The sequence below is a fragment of the Rhodocyclaceae bacterium genome (assembly GCA_020248265.1).
Classification (GTDB): Bacteria; Pseudomonadota; Gammaproteobacteria; order Burkholderiales; family CAIKXV01; genus CAIKXV01.
The window spans coordinates 338,504-354,756 of sequence record JADCHX010000004.1; the positions used below are offsets into that span (position 1 = coordinate 338,504).

Consider the following 16,253-nt stretch of genomic DNA (forward strand, 5'->3'; position numbering starts at 1 on the left):
ACCATGGTGGCCCGATGAAGGTGCTGGTGATCGGCGGTGGCGGCCGCGAGCATGCGCTGGCCTGGAAGCTCGCCGCCTCGCCGCGGCTGCAGTGCGTGTTCGTCGCACCCGGCAACGCCGGCACCGCGCACGAAGAAGGCGTCACCAACGTGCCGATCAACTCGGTCGCCGAGTGGGTCGATTTCGCTCGCCGCGAGGGTATCGGCCTGACCGTGGTCGGTCCCGAGGCCCCGCTCGCCGACGGCGTGGTCGACGCGTTTCGGGCCGCCGGCCTGCGCATCTTCGGGCCCACCGCGGCGGCAGCGCAGCTCGAAAGCTCGAAGGAGTTCGCGAAGGCATTCATGCAGCGCCACCGGATCCCGACCGCGCCCTACGCCGCGTTCGACGATCCGGCGGCGGCCCATGCGTATGTCGACTCGGTCGGCGCGCCGATCGTCGTGAAGGCGGACGGACTGGCGGCAGGCAAGGGCGTGGTGGTCGCCACCGACGTCGCCGAGGCGCATGCGGCCATCGATCGCTTCCTGGTCGGGCGCTCGCTCGGCAATGCCGGCGCCCGGGTAGTGATCGAAGGCTTTCTCGCCGGCGAAGAGGCGAGCTTCATCGTGATGGTCGATGGCGAGCGCGCGGTGGCTCTGGCGACCAGCCAGGACCACAAGCGTCTGGGCGACGGGGACGTCGGGCCGAACACCGGCGGCATGGGCGCGTACTCGCCCGCACCGGTGGTCACGCCGCAACTGCATGCGCGGGTGATGCGCGAAGTGATCAACCCGACCATCGCCGGCCTCGCGGCCGAGGGCATCCCGTTCAGCGGATTCCTGTACGCGGGCCTGATGATCGGCGCCGACGGTTCTCCGCAGGTACTCGAGTTCAACTGCCGGCTGGGCGATCCCGAGACGCAGCCGATCCTGATGCGCCTGAAGACCGACCTGGTCGACCTGATCGAACTCGCATTGGCCGGTCGCCTCGACCAGGCAGAGCCAGAGTGGGACCGGCGCGTCGCCGTTGGCGTGGTGATGGCTGCGGCCGGCTATCCCGAATCGCCGCGCGCCGGCGACGCGATCACCGGGCTGCCCGCACCGCAGGCGGACTGCCGTGTGTTCCATGCCGGCACTGCCCTGTCGGGCGACGCCGTGGTCACCTCGGGCGGCCGGGTGCTTTGCGTCACCGCGCTCGGCGACAACATCCGGGCGGCGCAGGGCCGCGCCTATGAAGCCGTCGAACGTATCCGCTTCGCGGGCGCGCAGTTCAGGCGGGATATCGGGCACCGTGCGGCAGGGCGCACCGGTGGCCCGACGCAGGGGTAACCATCATGTCGACAGCCGATGCAGTGCAGGTCAAGAGTTTCCTCACCGGGCTGCAGGCCGGTATCGTTGCCGAACTCGAGCAGGCCGACGGCGGCGAGTTCCGCCGGGATGGCTGGGAGCGTCCGGGTGGCGGTGGCGGTCTGTCCTGCGTGATCGAAGGTGGCGCGCTGTTCGAGCGTGGCGGAGTGAACTTCTCGCACGTGACGGGCGACCGGCTGCCGCCGTCGGCCAGTGCTGGTCGGCCGGAGCTGGCCGGGCGCGGCTTCGAGGCGATGGGCGTGTCGCTGGTGCTGCATCCGCGCAACCCTCATGTGCCGACGGTGCATATGAACGTCCGCTTCTTCATCGCCAACCCGGTGGCGGGCGACACCACGGGCGAGCCGGTCTGGTGGTTCGGCGGCGGCATGGACCTCACGCCCTACTACGGCTTCGAGGCCGATGCGGTGCATTTCCATCGTACCTGCAGCGATGCGCTTGCACCGTTCGGCGCGGGCCGCTATGCCGAGTACAAGGCGTGGTGCGACCGCTACTTCTTCCTCAAGCACCGCAACGAGCCGCGCGGGATCGGCGGAGTGTTCTTCGACGATCTGTCGGCGCCGGATTTCGACGGTGCGTTCGCGCTGACCCGGTCGGTCGGCAGCAGCTTCACCGCCGCCTACCTTCCGATCGTCGAACGGCGGCGCGGGCTGGCGTACGGCGAGCGGGAACGCAGCTGGCAGGCATTGCGTCGCGGCCGCTATGTCGAGTTCAACCTGGTCTTCGACCGCGGCACGCTGTTCGGCCTGCAGTCGGGCGGGCGCACCGAATCGATCCTGATGTCGATGCCGCCGAAGGTCGAGTGGCGCTACGACCATCACCCCGAGCCTGGCACCGAAGAGGCGCGGCTGCATACCGACTTCCTGACCGGCCGCGACTGGCTCGCCGGCGGCTGACCGCCGGCGTCAGGACCTGCGCCGCTGCAGCCCCAGGCGTTCGCCGAGTGCGCGGACGTGCTCGAGCCAGTGGCCCGGCAATGCCAGCCTCGGTGCCGCGGACGGTTCAGGTGCCTGGCGCCGGACCAGCAGCGGGGCCTGCTCGAACTGCTGCGCACGCTCCACCGCAGCGATCAGGTGCCCGCGCAGGCTCTTCAGTGCTACCGGCTTGTTGATGAAGCGGAAGATCTGTGCCTCGTTGATCAGGCCGATCATCAGTTCCGAATCGGATGCCTCGGTGACGACCAGCGTCAGCAGTTGCGGGTGGTCCTGCTTCAGCGTCTTGATCAGGTTCGCGTTGTCCGAGGGATTGCCGGCATCGATGTCGAACAGCACGACCGCGATGTCGCCTGCAGCCAGCTCGCCAAGCGCGGCTTCCGTGCCGCTCGCCTGCCGTACGGGCGCGACGTCGGCCATCAGTTCGCGCGTGGAACGGTACAGTTCGCCGTTCTCGTCGACGACCAGGAGGGCCCGGTCGGGCTGCATCCGTACCGACGGCGGGGGCGCAAGGTCGGCCAGTTCGATCGACACCGCGACCGCCTCGCGCACGATCGAGCGCAGTTCGTTGTTGTCCCAGGGCTTCGCGACGAAACGGTAGATCTCGCCGTCGTTGATGGAGCCGACGATCGCCGCGAGGTCGGCATAGCCAGTCAGCAGGATGCGCATCGAACCAGGCGCGATCTCCTTCGCGCGACGCAACAGCTCGACGCCGGTCATGCCCGGCATGCGCTGGTCGCTGACGATGGCATTCACGCGATACTTGGCAATAAACGCTAGTGCGCGCTCGCAATCACTGGTTGCGAATACGTGGTAGTCGGTGCGGAACACCGACTTCAGCGCGCTCAGGATACGCTCCTCGTCGTCCACCACCAGGAGCCGTGGCTTGTGCGCCGAAGAGATCGGCCGCGCGGCACTGCGCCCGCCGGGGAACGTGCCACCCGGCGGTACGGTGTGCTGGCGCCGCAGGGCGGCCAGCCGGCCGCCTGCGCCAGCCAGCCCTGCCATCGGCATGCCCATGGCCAGCCCCGGCAGGGCGTCGCCGAGCGTGGCATCCCCGGTCAGCGCGAGGCTGTCCACGATGCCCTGCGCGAACAGCGTGCCGAACTCCGCGGCGCTGGCGAAACGGTATTCGATCGGCTTGGCCAGCGCGGTCAGCACAGCCTCGTCGAGCGTGACCGACGCGTTTGCATTCAGGCGCGAGGGAGGGATCGGCAGTGTCTCGAGGTCGAGCACCTGGCGCATGATCTGCGGCGTACCACCGCTGTACGGTCGGATGCTGGTGAGCAGCTCGTAGGCGATCACGCCTGCTGCATACAGGTCGGCCGCCGGCCCGGCCTGCTGGCCGAGGAACTGCTCGGGGGCCATGTAGTACGGCGTGCCGAACATCTGTCCGCTCTGGGTCAGGTTGGACGACTCGATGCGGGCGATGCCGAAGTCGGTGATCTTCACGCGGCCGTCGGCGTTGAGCAGGATGTTCGCCGGCTTGATGTCCCGGTGCACTACCCCCTGCGCGTGGGAGTGCGCAAGCGCATCGAGCAGTTCGGCCATGATGCGCGCGACCTCGCGCAGCGTGAACCGGCGCCGTGCCGCGAGTTCCTGGTGCAGCGAACAGCCTTCTACCAGCTCCATCGCGATGAACGCGGTGTCGCCGTCCTCGCCGTATTCGAAGACCTGCACGATGTTCGGGTGGACCAGTCGTCCGGCTGCCTGCGCCTCGCGCCGGAAGCGGTCGAGCGTGGCCGCCTGCTCGTCGAACGGCAGCGATGTCCGGCTGATAGCCTTGATCGCCACGGCACGCTCGATCGCGGTGTCGAAGCCGCGGTAGACGAGGCCCATGCCGCCGCGCCCGATGACTGCGTCCACCCGGTACTTCCCGATGCGATCCGGAAGCATCATGCCGGGGTCGCCTGGGCGATCGCGTCGTCGGCCATGGACTGCGCGCCGGCGCGCGGCAGCCGGATACCGAACGTGGTGCCCAGCCCCGGGCGAGACGCCACGTCGATCCGGCCACCGTGCTGGGCGATGATCTTGTAGCAGATCGAAAGCCCGAGACCGGTGCCCTGGCCCACGCCCTTGGTGGTGAAGAACGGATCGAATATTCTGGGCAGCACCTCGGGCGGGATGCCGGCACCGGTGTCGATGACCTCCAGTATCAGTTCCCGTTCATCGCCGCCGGTGGCGAGCGTGACGGTACCGCCGCCCGGGCCGATCGCCTGTGCGGCATTGGTGATCAGGTTGAGCAGCACCTGGTTCAGCTGAGATGGCGAACCGACCAGGTGGCCGTCCGTCCCGAACCGGCGCTCGATGCGCACCCCCTTGAGCAGGTGCTGCGCCAGCCGCAGCGTGCTCTCGATGCCTTCGTGGATATCGAAGCGATGTACCTTGCCGCGGTCGAGACGGCTGAAGTCGCGCAGGTGGGTGACGATCTGGCCGATCTGGTCGACGCCGTACAGGCCATCTTTCACCAGTGCGCCCATTTCGGCGACCGCCGTGCTGCCGCCGAGCCCGCGCGCCGCGGCGGACAGTTGCGCGAGCTGCAGGTCGAGCATCGCGTCAGGGGTGTCGCCCGTGTCGAGCATCGCCAGCAGCTTTTCGCACTCCCGGATCATGCGGCCGATCGCGTCGAGCTGTCCATCGACCGAGCCGAGGCTGTTCTTGACGTAGGCGATCGGGGTGTTGATCTCGTGGGCGACGCCGGCCACCATCTGACCAAGCGAAGACATTTTTTCGGACTGGATCAGCTGCGCCTCCGAATCCTTGAGGTGGGCCAGCGCGTCCGACAGTTCGCGCGTGCGCTGTTCTACCTTGCCCTCGAGATTTTCGTTGGCCGCGTGCAGGGCGTCGTTGATGCGCGCGATCACTCGGTAGCTCGCCAACAGCCGCGATGCGATCCAGCCCAGCAGCACGAGAAGGGCAGCAGAGTAGAACAGCAGATAGGTACGGAACAGCTGCTGGCGCTGGATGGTGGCCTGGACCTCGGCCGAGAACGCGGTGGTCATCGCGCCCAGTCGCGGGCCCGCCGTCGACAGCGCGAAGCGTTCGAGCGCCGATTCGAGCCGCGACTTGCCGTCGAGTACCGCGCGCGCCGGCTCCAGCATGGCGGAGTCGGCCGGCAGCCGCGCGAGCGCCGCCTCGACCTGCGGCCGGCGCCGGACTCCCGCGTCACCCCAGAACGCCAGCAGTTCGGCAGCCGCGGCCTCTGGCGGGCGCAGAGCGCCCTGGCCCGCGCCGGCGTCGGCGGTGGCACGGGTTACGCTGTTCGCGACGGCCGACGACAAGGCCTCGCCCAGGCTGGCCGCGGTGCGGCTGATCGATGCGGCCAGTGCGATGCGATCCGCGATCGCGGCGTCGACGCCGGGAAGGTTCGCCGCGAGGGCCGGGCTGCCGGTAGTGGCGGCGAGGGCATGCAGGTCGGACATCGCGCGCCGGATCGAGGGAACGATGTTGGCGTCGGCCTGGAGCGCCTGCGCCGGTTCGGTTTTCGCGCGAGCCACAGCGAGGTCCCAGCGCGCGGCCAGTTCGTTCAGCAACTGCAGCTTGCCTGCGGCTTCGACGCGCGCGCCGTCGTCGGTCTGGCGCGTGTTCCAGGCGAGCCACGCCGCGGCGGCGACCAGCGCGAGGGTGACCAGCGCATACAGCGCCGCGCGCCAGGCCGGCACGGATGCACGATCATGCTTGTGGACGGTCATTTGAAGAATCCGGCACGCACCGATCGTCCTACGTCCCCTCCACCGTCGCCGATACCCTCACTCGAGCCTGGTCACGATGCGGCCGGTATCGAGATCGCCGGCAGACCGGCTTCCGGCACTGCCGGCAGTCCGGCATCCGGCACTGCCGGCAGTCCGGCATCCGGTAGCGCCGACTGCCGTGCCATCGGGGCCGGCCGGTACATCTGGACCAGTTCCGGCGATTCGCGCAGCAGTTGGGCCCGTTCGAGGGCAGCCAGCAGGTGCGAACGGATGAGCTGCTGGTTCACTGGTTTGCTCAGGAAGCGGAAGATCTGCGCCTGGTTGATCAGCTCGATCATCAGCTCCGAATCGGATGCGCTGGTCACCACGATCGAGAGAATCCCGGGTTTTTCCTGCTTGAGGGTCTTCAGCAGCGCGATGCCCTCCGCACCGGTGTACTCGACATCCATCAGCACGATGGTCACCGGGTGCTGGTCGATCTGGTCCATCGCGGAGTCGGCGTCGATCGCATGCCGGATCTGGCATACGCCCACCAGCATTTCCTTGACCGAACGCAGCAGCTCGTAGCTGGGATCCACCACCAGCACCGCCATCTCCTGGCGCAATGCCGTGTTCACCCGCATCACCCGCCGCTCGCCCACCGTGAGGCCGATCTCGACGGCTTCGCGCACGATCTGCTTGAGGTCCCGGTTGTTCCACGGCTTGTTGATGAAACGGAAGATCTCGCCCTCGTTGATCGAGCCGACGATCGCGTTCAGGTCGGAGTAGCCGGTGAGCAGCAGCCGCATCGACGTCGGCGAGGTGATCTTCGCCCGGCGCAGAAGCTCGACGCCCAGCATCTCGGGCATCCGCTGGTCGCTGATGATCGCATGCATGTGGAACTTCTCGACGAAGCGCAGGGCATGGTCGCAATTGCTCGTCGCGAACACGTGGAAATCGTCCCTGAACAATGCCTTCAGCGAATTGAGGATGCGCTCCTCGTCGTCCACCACCAGCAGCCGCGGCTTGTGCGCCGAGGAAACGGGCACGCCCGACGTCCTGGTGGTGGTCGGGCTGTCGCGCTGCGGCGCCGATGCCATGCGTCCGTCACTGGTCGCGTCGCGCAGCAGGCGTGCTGCAGCCGCCAGATTGCGCGTGGCCCTGTCGCTGAGCGGTGCAGGCTCGACCACGTCCCCGACCACGCGCAGCGTCGACTCGATGCCCCGCTGGAATGCGAGCCGGAACTCCGCTGCGTTCTGGAAGCGCTCGGCCTGCCGCTTCGCCAGCGCCTTGAGGACCGCTGCGTCCAGATCGGCCGAGATGCGCGGGTCTACCATCGACGGAGGGGCGACATTGACGTCGGGGTCCATCACCTGGCGCATCACGAACGCCGTGCTGCCCGAAAAGGCGCGCTGGCCGGTGAGCAGTTCGTAGGCGACCGTACCCGCGGAATAGACATCGCTCGACGGAGTGGCGGTGTCGCCGTTGATCAGCTCGGGCGCCATGAAATGCGGCGTGCCCAGCGGCTCTTTGTTCACGATCATGCGCGTCGATTCGACATGGGCGATGCCGAAATCGGTGACCTTGATCCTGCCGTCGTTGGTCAGCAGGATGTTCGCCGGCTTGATGTCCTGGTGGATCACGCCGTTCTGGTGTGCATACTCTAGCGCCGACAGCAGCTGCTCGACGATGGAGCCGATCTGCCTGAGGCCGTAGCGGCGCCGCTCGAGCAGCCGCTGGTGCAGCGTCTTGCCGGCAACGAGCTCCATCGCGATGAAGGCCACTTCCTGGCTCTCGCCGTAGTCGTAGACCTGCACGATGTTCGGGTGCATCAGCCGACCGGCCGCCTGGGCCTCGCGCTTGAAGCGTTCGAGGATGCTCATCGCCTGCTCGGGATCGAGCGCGCGCTTGATCAGCGCCTTGATCGCGACCGGCCGCTGGATCGTGGAGTCGAAGGCCGAGTAGACGGTCCCCATGCCGCCCCGGCCGAGAATGCCGTGCACTTCGAACTTGCCGATGGTGGCGGGTAGCGGGCCGATGGCACTCATCTGGGTCGAACCTGGGTCGAAAAGGGACGGAGTTGGAAGCGGTGGATGGTGTGTTGCGGACCGTTCACGGCGCGGACAGCGCCGCGGGCATGGTCGGGGCGCTGCTCGCCTCGGTCGCCGCCGGTGCCGGCGCGTCATCGTCCTCGACGCTGGCCGCAGACTGGCTCGCGGGCAGGAGCACGGTGAACGCGGTGCCTTCGCCAGGGCGGGAGTGCACGAGGATCTTTCCCCTGTGCTGGTCGATGATCTTGAAAGAGATCGACAATCCGAGGCCGGTACCCTTGCCGGTGTCTTTGGTGGTGAAGAACGGGTCGAAGATCCGCGGCAGCACGTCGGGCGGTATGCCCTTGCCGTTGTCGCGCACCTCGATCAACACACTGTGCCCGACCGCCTTGGTGGTCAGCGTGATCAGGCCGGCGCCGGGGCCGCGCTCCTCGATCGCCTGCGCGGCGTTGGTGACCAGATTCAGGAACACCTGGTTCACCTGGGACGCCGCGCACAGCACTGGCGGCAGCGTCCCGAATACCTTGCGTACCTCGACGCCCTTCAGCAGGTGGCGGGCGAGCAGCAGCGTACTCTCCAGTCCCTGGTTCACGTCGAACACCTGCACCTTCAACCGGTCGAGGCGGCTGAAATCCTTCAGGTTGAGCACGATCTCCGCGATCCGGTCGATGCCGTGCAGGCCGTCCTGCACCAGCAGCGCCAGCTCGCCCAGGGTGTTGCGGTTGCGCATGGCTTCGAGGTCGCGGTCTACCCGCGCGAACTGGTCGCGCAGCTGGTGTTCGGGAGTGTCGGTCGACTGCAGCATGCGCAGCAACTGGTCGAAATGCTCGACGAGGTCCACGATCGTGCCGAGGCGGTCGTCTACCATGCCCAGGTTGTTCTTCACGTAAGCCAGGGGGGTGTTGATCTCATGCGCGACGCCAGCGACCATCTGCCCCAGCGAGGACATCTTCTCGGACTGGATCAGCTGCGTTTCTGACTGTTGCAGTTCCGCCAGCGCGTTGGACAACTCCGCGGTCCGCGCAGTCACGCGCCGGTCGAGCGACTCGTTGATGTCCTTCAGGTCATCGTTGACCTGGTTCAGTAACCGGTAGCTCTGCGCCAGCCGCCAGCCGAAGTAAGCCAGCAGGGCGAGCAGGGCGGCTGCATACCAGATCAGCGCCGTGCGGTAGCGCTGCTGTTCCGCGGCCGCAGCCCGCAACTCGGTCTCGAAGCCGGTGATGACCGCGTCGAGTTCCTGGCCGGCGGTCGATTCCGAGATCACCTGGAACAGTTCGGCCGACAACAGCTTGCGACTCACCACGTCACGACCCAGCTTGACGAGGGCTTCGCGTGCGCCGGTGAGTCGGGCCGTCGTGTAGTCGGGCCGAGCCTCGTCGATCACGGTCAGTGCGGCGTTGATCGAACCCGCACGCTCAGCGGAGCCGTCGATCGCGAAGGCGCCGAGGTCGGCAGCCGCCTGCGTGGCCACGCGGTCGAGGTTCAGCAGCGCCTGCCGGGTCGCTTCGTCGACCCGGCGCGTGGCCCGCAGAGCCGAGAGGTATTCGACGAACCACTGCTGCGCCTCCGGCAGGCTGCTGGTGACGAAGTTCGACTCGGACAGGAAGCGCACCGTCACTGCGTTCTTTTCCTGGAACGCGCCGATCATGTCGGGAAGCTGCTCCTGCAGCGTTGAGGAAGGCAGTCTGGTGCTCGACTGCTGCAGCGCGCGCAGCGTCTTGCCGACCATCGGTACGAGGTTCACCGCCGATTCGTAACCGCGCTCGGCATCGGTCGCAGAGCGCAGGAGGAGGGCGTCCCAGCGCGCCTCGAGTTCTTTCAAGGCGCGCAACTGGCCGCTGATCTCGACCACCGCGCGCTCGTCGAGCGGCCGCGTCTTCCAGTACACGAAGGCGAGGGCGCCGAGCAGCAGCACCGTCGCCAGCACGGCCGCACCGATGCGCCACCAGCCGCGGATCGGAGGCGCGAGCCGATTCACCGGAGATCCGGTGCCTGGCTTTGCGGTGCGAAGGGCGAATCGAAACACGGGTAGCGAACCTCTCTGAGGTATCTGTACCTAACGGATCGCGCCGCCCGTACTTGAGAAAGCAGCGCCGGGCAGCGGGGCAATTCGGCTGCTGGCCGCGCGACGCGGACCCGGGGGAATTCGTCAATGCCGAAACTTCTTCAGGAATCAGCGGCAAGTAGCTTAGGCTACATGGAAAGTCTCGTCCAGCGCCTCCTTCTGGAGCGGGGCCCGCCGATGAACGATCCCACCGTCCTGAGCCTGTTGTTCCTGTCCGCCCTGGTCGCCGCCACGGTGCTGCCGATGCAGTCCGAGGCGGTCCTGGTCAGCTTGTTGCTGGCTGGCCAGCAACCCGCGTGGCTGCTGTTGCTGGTCGCAACTACGGGCAACGTGCTGGGATCGGTCGTCAACTGGTGGCTTGGCCGTGGTATCGAGCGTTTCCGGGGGCGCCGCTGGTTCCCGGCCAGTCCGCAGTCTCTCGACCGAGCCGCCGGCTGGTACCGGCGCCATGGACGGTGGTCGCTGCTGCTCAGCTGGGTGCCGATCATCGGGGATCCCCTGACGGTCATTGCCGGCGTGCTGCGCGAACCGCTGCCCAGTTTCCTGCTGCTGGTCACGCTCGCCAAGGGCGGACGCTATCTGCTGCTGGCGTTCGGCACTGCGGCACTGTCTTGATCGCCGGCCGGGCCCCTGGTGGGCGCATCATTCCCCGAGGTAGGCTCGGCGGACCGCGTCGCTCGACAGCAACGTCGCCGATGGCCCGGCCAGCGTGACCGTTCCGCCCTCGAGTACATAGGCCCGCGCCGCCAGTTCGAGGGCCGCCCGCGCGTTCTGTTCGATCAGGAGGATCGACACGCGCTCTGCCGATATCAAGCGGATCGTGTCGAAGATCAACCGCGTGACCAGCGGTGCCAGCCCCATGCTGGGCTCGTCGAGCAGCAGCAGCCGCGGCCGTCCCATCAGGGCACGCGCGATGGCCAGCATCTGCTGCTCGCCGCCGGAGAGGGTCCCGGCCAGCTGCCGCCTGCGTTCCGCCAGCCGCGGGAACAGCGCGTAGCCGCGCGCGAGGTCTGCACGCACGCCGGCGGCATCGCGCCGCAGGTAGGCGCCCATGTCGAGGTTCTCGGCGACTGTCAGCCTGGCGAAGATGCCGCGTCCCTCGGGGACCAGGTGCATGCCGCGGCGCACGCGCTCGTGCACCGGCATCCGGGTGATGTCGTCACCGTCGAACAGGATGCTGCCCGCCAGCGCTGGCAGTACGCCCGCGATCCCTTTCAGGCTGGTGGTCTTGCCGGCGCCATTGGCTCCGATCACCGCCACCAGTTCGCCCGTGCCGACGTCGAGGTCGATGCCGCGCACCGCGACGATTGCGCCGTAGCCGAGCTGCAGCGACCGGACGGCGAGCATCAGCGCACTGCCGCCGCCAAGGGCGCCGTCGGCGCGCCGAGGTAGGCCTCGATCACTGCGGGGTCGGACTGCACGGTGGCCGGGACGCCCTCGGCAATGAGCTGGCCGTGATCGAGTACCGCCACGCGGTCGCAGAGGCCCATCACGAGCCGCACATCGTGTTCGATCAGCAGGACCGTCGTGCCGTCCTCGCGCAGCGCGTCGATCAGTTCGCGCAGCGAGGCGGTTTCCGAAGCATTCATCCCGGCAGCCGGTTCGTCGAGTGCGATCAGCTTCGGTGCCGAGGCGAGCGCGCGCGCGATCTCGAGCCGCCGCTGCAGGCCGTAGGGCAGGCTGCCCGCAGGCTTGTCCGCATGGGCCGCGACCGATACGCGCTCCAGGAGCGCATGCGCCGTGGCTTCCAGGCGGGCTTCTTCCTCGCGTACCCGGCGCGTGCGAAGCACCGCGCCGAGCGCGCCAGCCGTGCTGCGCGCGTGCATGCCGACCATCACGTTCTCGAGTGCGCTCATCTGGTGGAACAGCCGGATGTTCTGGAACGTGCGTGCAACACCCAGTTGCACCACCCGGTGCACTGGCTCGCCGGTCAGCTGCCGCCCGTCCAGGGTGCAGGTGCCCGCATCGGGCACGATGAAGCCGGTGATCACGTTGAACAGCGTCGTCTTGCCGGCGCCGTTGGGCCCGATCAGCCCATAGATCGATCCGCGGGCGACCTCGAGCGACACGCCGGACAGTGCCTGCACGCCGCCGAAGGCCTTGCTGAGGCCCTGCACCTCGAGCAGGGGCGCCGGCCCTGCGGTCACGGTGCGGATCTCCAGCCGGCGCTGGCGCCGGTGCGGTGGCTGGTGGCCGCGTCGCCTGCGGCAGCCCGTGCCGCCGCGAACTCGCGGCGCCGGATTGCCGAGGGCCAGAGCCCCGCCGGCCGCCAGCGCATCACCACCACCAGCGCCACGCCGAACAGCAGCAGCCGCAGGTCGGACGGTTCGATGTGCACCTGCCCGAACAGCCAGCGCTGGAGCGGACCGATGTAGCGCAGGGCCTCGGGCAGCGTCACCAGCAGTGCGGCGCCCAGCACCACGCCCCGGATGTGTCCCATGCCCCCGAGCACCACCATGCAGAGCACCATGATCGATTCCATCAGGCCGAAGCTCTCCGGGCTGACGAAACCCTGGAAGCTGGCGTACAGGCTGCCGGCGATGCCGCCGAAGCTGGCGCCCATCGCGAACGCGAGCAGCTTCAGGTTGCGGGTGTTCACGCCGGACGCCCGGGCGGCGGCTTCGTCCTCGCGGATGGCGATCCAGGCGCGGCCCACGCGCGAGTGCTGCAACCGCGCCGACACGAACACCACCAGCAGCGTGAGAACGAGGAACAGATAGTAGTAGTTGTACAGGGACGGGATCGACAGCGGGCCGATCTCATGTGCCTTGGCCATCGACACCCCCGCGAGATCGATCGGCCGGATCATCTTGATGCCCTGCGGACCGTTGGTGAGGTTGAACGGCGCATTCATGTTGTTGAGAAAGATGCGGATGATCTCGCCGAAGCCCAGCGTGACGATCGCCAGGTAATCGCCACGCAGCTTCAGCGTCGGCGCGCCGAGCAGCATGCCGAACAGCCCGGCCAACAGCGCGGCCGCAGGCAGCAGCAGCCAGAACGGCAGGTGCAGGCCGAAGTGCGGGGAGGCGCACAACGCATACAGGTAGGCTCCGACGGCGAAGAACGCGATGTAGCCGAGGTCGAGCAGGCCTGCGAAGCCGACCACGATGTTCAGGCCGAGTGCGAGCATCGTGTAGAGCATGACCAGATCGAGCACGCGGACCCAGGCGCGGCCGAGCAGCGCATCGACCAGGAACGGCGCGAGCAGCAGGGCGGCAGCAGCCAGCGCGAGAAGTACACCCTGCGCCAGCGGCGAGCGGCCGGCGGCGCCCGGCATCGCCGCCTGGGTCGGCAGCCTAGGCACGCTCGGCCACCCGTTCGCCGAGCAGGCCGGAGGGCCGGAAGACCAGTACCAGGATCAGCACCGCGAATGCGAAAACGTCCTGGTAGTGGCTGCCCAGGAAGCCACCGGTCAACGCTCCGATGTAGCCGGCGCCGAGACTCTCGATCACCCCGAGCGCGAGGCCGCCCAGCATGGCGCCGGAGACGTTGCCGATGCCGCCCAGCACCGCCGCGGTGAAAGCCTTCAGGCCGAGCATGAAGCCCATGTGATAGTGCGCCTGGCCGTAATAGCCCGCGATCATCACGCCAGCCACCGCGGCCAGCGCCGAGCCGATCATGAAGGTGAACATGATGATGCGGTCGACGTTCACGCCCATCAGCCCGGCCAGTGCCGGACTCTGGGACGTGGCGCGCATCGCGCGGCCGAGGCGGGTGCGGTGTACCAGCAGGAGCAGCGCGCCCATCAGTACCACCGTCAGCGCGACGATGAGCACCTGCGTACCCGTCACCGTCGCGCCGAGCAGTGCATGCGGCTCGTTGGGCAGCAGCGGCGGAAACGAGATGTACTGTCGGCCCCAGACGATCATCGCCACGTTCTGCAGCACGATCGACATGCCGATCGCAGTGATCAGCGCGGTGAGCCGCGGCGCGTCGCGCAGGGGCCGGTAGGCAACTCGCTCAAGCAGTGCGCCGAGCAGCATGCAGGCCGGTATCGCGACGGCGATGCCGGCAATCACGACCGCTGACGCTGGCAGTCCGCTGCCGGTTCCGATCGCCACGATCACCGAGATCGCGACCATCGCGCCGATCATCACCACTTCGCCGTGCGCGAAGTTGATCAGGCCCAGGATGCCGTAGACCATCGTGTAGCCGAGCGCGACGAGCGCATAGATGCTGCCGAGCACGATGCCGTTGATCAGTTGCTGGACGAAGATGTCGATCGCTACGGCTCCGCTAATGAAAACGCCACCGGCGACACGGCCTGCTGTCCGTGCGCCGATGGCGGCGGGAAGATGCCCGGGAGGCTACTTGACGGCGCTGGCCGGGGCTGCCGGTGCCGGTGCCGGTGCCGGTACAGGGCTGGCGGGTGCGGTGGCTCCGCCCGGGGCGGAGGCTGCAGCCGCAGCCGGCGCCATGCCGCCGATGGTCTCGATGGCCGTCCATCCGTCGCCCTTGACCACATACATCGTGACACCACCGGCCTTGATGTCGCCCTTCTCATCGAAGGCGATGTTGCCGGTGACGCCCCGACGGTCGATCTTCGACAATGCCTCGAGGATCCTGCCCGGTTCGATCGAGTTGGTTGCCTTCATCGCATCGATGATGGTCCAGGTGGCGTCATAGGCGAATGGCGCGTAGATCTGTATCTCGCCGAACTTCGCCTTGAACCTCGTGGTGAACTGTTCTCCGCCAGGCATCCTGTCGATCGGCAGGCCGGGCGAGGAGGCGATCACGCCTTGCGCGGCAGCGCCGGCCAGCTTGATGAACTGGGCACTCTGCGCGCCGTCTCCACCGAGCAACTGTACGCCGAGTTTCAGCGTGCGGACCTGCTCGGCCATCGGCCCGAACTGGGCGTCCATGCCGCCGAAGAACAGGACGTCGGGCTTCTTGCCGCGCAGCGTGGTCAGTATGGCGCGGAAATCGGTCGCCTTGTCGCTGGTGTATTCGCGCCCGACGATGGTGCCGCCAGCCGCCGTCACGGCCTTCTCGAACTCGTCGGCGATACCCTGCCCGTACGCCGTGCGGTCGTCGATGATCGCGATGCGCTTGCCAGCCAGTTGCCTCACTGCGTACTCGCCGAGCACCTTGCCCTGCTGCAGATCGTTCGCGATCACCCGGTAGGTGGTCTTGAAGCCCTGAGCCGTGTAGGCAACCGCCGTGGCCGATGGCGATACCTGTGGAATGCCGGCGTCGCTGTAGATGCGCGAGGCCGGGATGCTGGCCCCGGAGTTCATGTGCCCGACCACCGCGACCACCTTCTTGTCGACGAACGACTGTGCGACCACCGTGGCCTTGGTGCCGGAGGCTTCGTCGTCCTCAGGGACCAGCTCGAACTTGATGCGGGTGCCGCCGATGATGATGTTGGCGGCATTGGCCTCCTCGATCGCCAGCCGGGCACCGTTCTCGACGTCCTTGCCCAGGTGCGCCTGCGGACCGGTCAGCGGGGCGGATACCCCGATCATCACGGTTACCTCGGCGGGTGGCTTCGGTGCTTCGGCGACGGGTTTCGGCGGTTCTTCCTTGCTGCAGCCCGCGATGATCAGTGCGGCGGTGGCAGCCAGTGCGAGCGCGCGGGTCGCCCGGTGGAACAGGTGGACCATCTTTTTCTCCTGGAGGCGGGACCGGGGGGCAGACGCCCGATTATCGTTCCGCGAGACCGCACAGAAAAGGGAAACTGTCCTGCAGGGGGCGCGTTCGCCCGAGAAAAAGCCGGCGCTGGGCCGGCTTCAAGGTGCTGCGGGTGCTGCGCGGCCTACTTGGTCGCGAGAATGAAGCGCACCATCGAGCGAATGTCTGCCTCGGGAATGTGCTTGTGGGGAGGCATGGCGATCTGGCCCCAGACGCCGCCGCCGCCATTGAGCACATGGGCGGTGATCTTGTCTTCGGCCCCCTTGACACTGCGGTACTTGTTCGCGACGTCAATGTAGGACGGGCCGACGACTTTCTTGTCCGCAGCATGGCAGGCCAGGCAGCCACTCTTGGCGAGCAGATCCTTGCCGGAAGCGGCACTTGCTGGCGCGGCCTTGGCCTGCGCAAACACGCCGGACACCGCACCGGCAGACAGCATCGCGGCGACCGCGACTGAACCAACCCAGTTCTTCATTTGAATTCTCCTGAATGAAACCTGCGAAAGTATATCCGACGCGGCGTTGTCGGCGGGGTTGCCAGCGTCGTGGCCAATCAATAACGCC

Annotated in this window: 13 protein-coding genes; 3 read left to right on the plus strand and 10 right to left on the minus strand. The window is 67.7% G+C overall.

The window, feature by feature from the left end:
- Positions 1-14 precede the first annotated feature (14 nt).
- Together purD and hemF are read left to right on the plus strand one after the other, a co-directional pair.
- On the plus strand, positions 15-1,304 hold the full coding sequence (gene purD / locus ING98_05315; GenBank protein MCA3101273.1) for a phosphoribosylamine--glycine ligase: 1,290 nt from the start codon (positions 15-17) through the stop codon (positions 1,302-1,304).
- A gap of 5 nt (positions 1,305-1,309) precedes the next feature.
- Positions 1,310-2,236, plus strand: a complete 927-nt coding sequence (hemF, locus tag ING98_05320; GenBank protein ID MCA3101274.1) for an oxygen-dependent coproporphyrinogen oxidase — start codon at positions 1,310-1,312, stop codon at positions 2,234-2,236.
- A 9-nt stretch (positions 2,237-2,245) separates the two neighbouring features.
- Here the strand turns inward: hemF and ING98_05325 are convergent, their stop codons facing one another.
- The 4 genes from ING98_05325 to ING98_05340 form a co-directional block, all read right to left on the minus strand.
- Positions 2,246-4,171 carry a protein kinase gene (locus tag ING98_05325; GenBank protein ID MCA3101275.1) on the minus strand — a complete coding sequence of 642 codons (1,926 nt, stop codon included), beginning with the start codon at positions 4,169-4,171 and terminating at the stop codon, positions 2,246-2,248.
- On the minus strand, positions 4,168-5,964 hold the full coding sequence (locus ING98_05330; GenBank protein MCA3101276.1) for a sensor histidine kinase: 1,797 nt from the start codon (positions 5,962-5,964) through the stop codon (positions 4,168-4,170). Before ING98_05330 ends, ING98_05325 begins: the two co-directional genes overlap by 4 nt.
- Before the next feature lie 71 nt (positions 5,965-6,035).
- Entirely contained in the window at positions 6,036-7,991 is a 1,956-nt protein-coding gene (locus tag ING98_05335; GenBank protein MCA3101277.1) for a protein kinase, read from the minus strand.
- A gap of 64 nt (positions 7,992-8,055) precedes the next feature.
- Complete coding sequence (locus ING98_05340; protein ID MCA3101278.1) at positions 8,056-9,972, minus strand: hypothetical protein; 1,917 nt, start codon at positions 9,970-9,972, stop codon at positions 8,056-8,058.
- Positions 9,973-10,236: 264 nt separating this feature from the next.
- On the opposite strand from ING98_05340, the gene ING98_05345 reads away from it, so the two are divergent.
- Positions 10,237-10,674: a DedA family protein gene (locus ING98_05345; GenBank protein MCA3101279.1), complete on the plus strand. Its 438-nt coding sequence runs from the start codon at positions 10,237-10,239 to the stop codon at positions 10,672-10,674.
- Between the two features lie 27 nt (positions 10,675-10,701).
- Here the strand turns inward: ING98_05345 and ING98_05350 are convergent, their stop codons facing one another.
- From ING98_05350 to ING98_05375, 6 genes are all read right to left on the minus strand, one after another.
- Entirely contained in the window at positions 10,702-11,406 is a 705-nt protein-coding gene (locus ING98_05350; GenBank protein ID MCA3101280.1) for an ABC transporter ATP-binding protein, read from the minus strand.
- Positions 11,406-12,206 carry an ABC transporter ATP-binding protein gene (locus tag ING98_05355; GenBank protein ID MCA3101281.1) on the minus strand — a complete coding sequence of 267 codons (801 nt, stop codon included), beginning with the start codon at positions 12,204-12,206 and terminating at the stop codon, positions 11,406-11,408. Before ING98_05355 ends, ING98_05350 begins: the two co-directional genes overlap by 1 nt.
- Positions 12,203-13,336: an ABC transporter ATP-binding protein gene (locus ING98_05360; protein MCA3101282.1), complete on the minus strand. Its 1,134-nt coding sequence runs from the start codon at positions 13,334-13,336 to the stop codon at positions 12,203-12,205. The genes ING98_05355 and ING98_05360 overlap by 4 nt, the downstream gene beginning before the upstream one ends.
- Positions 13,337-13,355: 19 nt before the next feature.
- Positions 13,356-14,282 carry a branched-chain amino acid ABC transporter permease gene (locus tag ING98_05365; protein MCA3101283.1) on the minus strand — a complete coding sequence of 309 codons (927 nt, stop codon included), beginning with the start codon at positions 14,280-14,282 and terminating at the stop codon, positions 13,356-13,358.
- A gap of 84 nt (positions 14,283-14,366) precedes the next feature.
- A complete protein-coding gene (locus ING98_05370; protein MCA3101284.1) occupies positions 14,367-15,662 on the minus strand; it encodes a branched-chain amino acid ABC transporter substrate-binding protein in 1,296 nt (431 codons plus the stop codon).
- Positions 15,663-15,814: 152 nt separating this feature from the next.
- Positions 15,815-16,165 carry a c-type cytochrome gene (locus tag ING98_05375; protein MCA3101285.1) on the minus strand — a complete coding sequence of 117 codons (351 nt, stop codon included), beginning with the start codon at positions 16,163-16,165 and terminating at the stop codon, positions 15,815-15,817.
- Positions 16,166-16,253 lie beyond the last annotated feature (88 nt).

Coding starts and splice junctions, on each gene's coding strand:
- ING98_05375 (MCA3101285.1), bottom strand. CDS start 16,165: ATGAAGAACTGGGTTGGTTCAGTCGCGGTCGCCGCGATGCTGTCTGCC.
- hemF (MCA3101274.1), top strand. CDS start 1,310: ATGTCGACAGCCGATGCAGTGCAGGTCAAGAGTTTCCTCACCGGGCTG.
- ING98_05350 (MCA3101280.1), bottom strand. CDS start 11,406: ATGCTCGCCGTCCGGTCGCTGCAGCTCGGCTACGGCGCAATCGTCGCG.
- ING98_05325 (MCA3101275.1), bottom strand. CDS start 4,171: ATGATGCTTCCGGATCGCATCGGGAAGTACCGGGTGGACGCAGTCATC.
- ING98_05360 (MCA3101282.1), bottom strand. CDS start 13,336: ATGCCGGGCGCCGCCGGCCGCTCGCCGCTGGCGCAGGGTGTACTTCTC.
- purD (MCA3101273.1), top strand. CDS start 15: ATGAAGGTGCTGGTGATCGGCGGTGGCGGCCGCGAGCATGCGCTGGCC.
- ING98_05335 (MCA3101277.1), bottom strand. CDS start 7,991: ATGAGTGCCATCGGCCCGCTACCCGCCACCATCGGCAAGTTCGAAGTG.
- ING98_05370 (MCA3101284.1), bottom strand. CDS start 15,662: ATGGTCCACCTGTTCCACCGGGCGACCCGCGCGCTCGCACTGGCTGCC.
- ING98_05330 (MCA3101276.1), bottom strand. CDS start 5,964: ATGACCGTCCACAAGCATGATCGTGCATCCGTGCCGGCCTGGCGCGCG.
- ING98_05345 (MCA3101279.1), top strand. CDS start 10,237: ATGAACGATCCCACCGTCCTGAGCCTGTTGTTCCTGTCCGCCCTGGTC.